At 69.4% G+C, this 3468-nt stretch carries 3 protein-coding genes; all 3 read right to left on the reverse strand.

All coding sequences use genetic code 11. The features are described from left to right. Positions 1 to 1312: sensor histidine kinase (locus tag GA0115259_RS36495; RefSeq protein WP_141716853.1), on the reverse strand; the 1312-nt coding region annotated here is incomplete at its 3' end. A 1-nt stretch (position 1313) separates the two neighbouring features. Beyond that, complete coding sequence (mtrA, locus tag GA0115259_RS36500) at positions 1314 to 1991, reverse strand: two-component system response regulator MtrA (RefSeq protein ID WP_028804982.1); 678 nt, start codon at positions 1989 to 1991, stop codon at positions 1314 to 1316. A 7-nt stretch (positions 1992 to 1998) separates the two neighbouring features. Next, on the reverse strand, positions 1999 to 3156 hold the full coding sequence (mtnA, locus tag GA0115259_RS36505; protein WP_093604770.1) for an S-methyl-5-thioribose-1-phosphate isomerase: 1158 nt from the start codon (positions 3154 to 3156) through the stop codon (positions 1999 to 2001). Positions 3157 to 3468: the final 312 nt, after the last annotated feature.

Raw genomic sequence — 3468 nt, forward strand, 5'->3', positions numbered from 1 at the left:
CCCCGCCGACCCCCCGCCGTACGACAACCCGCAGATCTATCGGCTCGGCCTCCAGCGCCGCCGCGCCCGCGTCGAAACGGCTGATCTCCAGCAGATCCGACAGGAGCGACTCGAAGCGGTCGAGCTGATCACCGAGCAGCTCGGCCGAGCGCGCCGTCACGGGATCGAAGTCACTGCGTGCCTCATGGATGACATCGGCGGCCATCCGCACGGTCGTCAGAGGCGTGCGCAGCTCGTGCGAGACGTCGGAGACGAACCGCCGCTGCATCCTGGACAGCTCCTCCAGTTGCTGGATCTTGAGCTGGAGGTTCTGCGCCATCTTGTTGAACGCCTCGCCGAGCCGGGCGATGTCGTCCTCGCCCGTGACCTTCATCCGCTCCTGAAGACGGCCGGTGGAGAGCCTCTCGGCGATGCCCGCGGCCATCCGTACGGGTGTGACGACCTGCCGCACCACCAGCCAGGCGATGGCCCCGAGCAGCACGACCACAAAAAGCCCTGCCGTGGCGAGCGTGCCCTTGACCAGATTGAGCGACTGCTCCTCCTGGGTCAGCGGGAAGAGGTAGTACAGCTCGTACGCGTTGCCGTCGACATCGTTGAGCCGCTTGCCGACGATCAGCCCCGGCTCCGGCTCCCGGTCCTCGGTCGCACCGGTATATCTGATCTGCGCGTATGTCTCGTACGGTCCGGTTCCGCGCGCCACGGCGGAGCGCAGATCCGCGGGAACGCTGGCGAAATCCACTCCGCCCGAGACCCGGGGCGCGCGGTTGGTGGAGACCACGTTCTGCGCTTCGGGACTCAGCGCCACCACATTGAAGGCACCGGGGCCACCGCTGGCGAGCTGTTCGACCAGGTCGGAGCGCCAGTTGACGGAATTTCTGCCCGACTTGCCGCTCGTCCCGTCGCCGTCCCGGCCACCGGGCGCGGCCGGTGCGTCCGCCTTCTCCTTCGCCACGGTGAACCCGCCCGCCGCCTGACTCTGGGCCGCCTTCTCCTTGGCTTCGAGCAGACCGTTGCGCACCTGGCCGATGACGACGAAGCCGAGCAGCAGCACCACGCCGAGCGACATCAGCAGCGTGGCGGCGACGACCCGGAGCTGGATATTGCGCCGGTACAGCCGTACGGCGGGCAGCAGCGGCCGTCTCACCCAGCGCACCAGCAGCCGCAGCACCGGTCCGCCCGGCGAGCCGTCCTGGAGCAGCCGGCCGCTCTGGAAGAGCCGACCGAACCACGAGAACACCCGTCCCGGGCCGGCAGAGCGCCCCGCACGGACTCCCGGCTCCCCGGGCTTCGGAGCAGCGCTGCCGCCGGACATGTCAGCTCGGCCCTGCCTTGTAACCGACACCACGGACGGTCACCACGATCTCCGGACGCTCCGGGTCCTTCTCGACCTTGGAGCGCAACCGCTGGACATGCACATTGACCAGCCGGGTGTCCGCCGCGTGCCGGTAGCCCCACACCTGCTCCAGAAGCACCTCACGCGTGAACACCTGCCACGGCTTCCGTGCCAGCGCGACCAGCAGATCGAACTCCAGCGGCGTCAGGGCGATCGACTGCCCGTCCCGCTTCACCGAGTGACCGGCCACATCGATGACAAGATCGCCTATCGCCAGCTGCTCCGGCGCCGGCTCCTCGGACCTGCGCAGCCGCGCCCTGATACGGGCCACCAGCTCCTTGGGCTTGAACGGCTTGACGATGTAGTCGTCGGCACCCGACTCCAGCCCCACCACCACATCGACCGTGTCGCTCTTGGCCGTCAGCATGACGATCGGAACCCCGGACTCGGCCCTGATGAGCCGGCACACCTCAATACCGTCCCGACCGGGCAGCATGAGATCCAGCAGCACCAGATCCGGCTTGGTCTCCCGGAAAGCGGCAAGTGCCTTGTCACCGTCCGCTACGAACGACGGCTCGAAACCCTCACCACGCAGCACAATCCCGAGCATCTCGGCCAGTGCGGTGTCGTCATCGACGACAAGGACACGTCCCTTCATATCGACATCATCCCATTAGCTCATCGTTACCTTGGCGTGACCTGACACACAGCTCCGCGATTCCGGCCCCGGTCACCGGGGACAGCGCGCCTTTTTCGGTGACGATCGCCGTCACCAGTTCCGGGGGCGTGATGTCGAAGGCCGGGTTGTACGCCTGCGTTCCCAGCGGCGCCACCGGCATCCCACTCCCCGCCTCCACTCCCGCCACCGCGGTCTGCGGCGCCGTGACCTCCGTCACTTCCTGTGCCGATCGCTGCTCGACCTCGATCGACGCCCCGTGCGGGGTGTCGAGGTCGATCGTCGTGGTGGGGGCGACCACGACGAACGGCACATGGTGGTACTTGGCCAGCACGGCGAGCGGATAACTCCCCACCTTGTTCGCCACCGAGCCGTCCGCGGCGATCCGGTCGGCCCCGACCAGAACGGCGTCCACCTCCCCCGCCGCGAACAGCGAACCAGCCGCGTTGTCCGTGAGCAATGTGTACGCCATCCCGCTGCGAGCCGCCTCATACGCCGTCAGCCGGGCTCCCTGGAGGAGCGGACGGGTCTCGTCCACCCACAGGCGCCGCAGCCGCCCGGCCCGGTGGGCCGACAGTGCCACGGCGAACGCGGTGCCCTCCCCGCCCGAGACCAGCGCTCCGGTGTTGCAATGGGTCAGAATCCGGTGGCCGCCACCCGGCAGCAGTTCATCGAGGAGCGTAAGCCCAAACTCCGCCATCTGCGCGCTGGCCTCGGCATCCTCCCGGTGCAGCAGCCTGGCCTCGGCGAGCGCGGCCGCAGCCGCCTGCTCCAGACCGGCCCCGCTCTCGGCCACCGAACGGTACGCGTCACGCGCCCGCCGCACTCCGTACCCGAGATTCACCGCGGTGGGCCGCGCCTGCGCGAGCTGTGCCGCCGCGTCCTCCACGTCATAGCCCCGCAGCGCGGCCAGCGCCACACCGTAGGCGCCCGCGATACCCAGCAGCGGCGCCCCCCGCACCGCCAGCGTCCGGATCGCCCGTACCAGCGCGGGCACATCCGTACAGACCAGCTCGGCCTCCTCGACCGGAAGTCTCGTCTGGTCGAGAAGCACCAGCACGGGCCCTTCCGGCGGCTCGTCCCAGCGGATCGAGGGGAGCATGGACGGCTCCGCGCCGACCGGGGTTTGTGCGTACTGATCAACCATCCGCTCAGTCTGCCCGCTACGGCACGGACAATGAAGGCAAGCACGGACGTGAGAAGGAGATACGGCCCCCGACCCGCCCAGAGCCAACGCGTGGCACGATGGCTGCCAGCCCGCCACCCCGCTCCGCGGACAGGCACCGTCGAAACGCCGGCTCGCCGAGCCGGCCCCCCAACCAATCCACGAGGTGGACGACCGTGAACGACACTCCGGGCTGGGCCTCGCCCGGATCCGCCCCGTCCGACGGCCAGGACACCAGCGTGCCCAGGCCCGCCGGGCCCGCCGACGACACCGGCTCCGCCCCGAAGTGGTCGC

It is taken from the genome of Streptomyces sp. MnatMP-M17, assembly GCF_900091995.1.
Taxonomy (GTDB): domain Bacteria; phylum Actinomycetota; class Actinomycetes; order Streptomycetales; family Streptomycetaceae; genus Streptomyces.